This is a genomic window from Xanthomonas sp. BRIP62418 (assembly GCF_003993495.1).
In the GTDB taxonomy this organism is placed as follows: domain Bacteria; phylum Pseudomonadota; class Gammaproteobacteria; order Xanthomonadales; family Xanthomonadaceae; genus Xanthomonas; species Xanthomonas euroxanthea.
This window is the reverse complement of the sequence record NZ_QEZG01000044.1, coordinates 1-405: the sequence shown is the minus strand read 5'-3', so window position 1 is coordinate 405 and position 405 is coordinate 1. Positions and strand designations below refer to the sequence as shown.

At 62.7% G+C, this 405-nt stretch carries 1 pseudogene; it reads left to right on the top strand.

The window, feature by feature from the left end:
- Positions 1–192 precede the first annotated feature (192 nt).
- Positions 193–405 (top strand): annotated as a pseudogene (locus tag EO174_RS15975) (MBL fold metallo-hydrolase); the annotation flags it as partial.

The following is a 405-nucleotide window of genomic DNA, read 5'->3' as shown; positions in this document are numbered from 1 at the left end:
CGCCATGGGGTTGGCTTTCTTGCAGCTGACCTTTCCCCACACACGTCTCCGGTGACTTGGCTGTCTTCTGCCGCACCCTCACCCCAACCATCGCTATCCCCAAAGGCCAAAACAATGCCAACCCGACGAGACGTCATCAAAAAACTGGCCGTTGCGAGTGTCGCAACCGCCTTCCCTGGAGCGAATACCGGCATGGCTGCACCGACCGCACTGACGTATCAACATTTCCCCGCCGGCGAGCACGGTTTCTTCCGCGCGCCGGTGCTGATTTCCGGCGCGCGCGATGCGGTGCTGATCGATGGCGGCTTCACCCTGCCCGACGGCAAGGCGCTGGCCGAGGCGATCCGCGCCAGCGGCAAGACGCTGACCACCATCTACATCAGCCAGAGCGACCCGGATTACTAC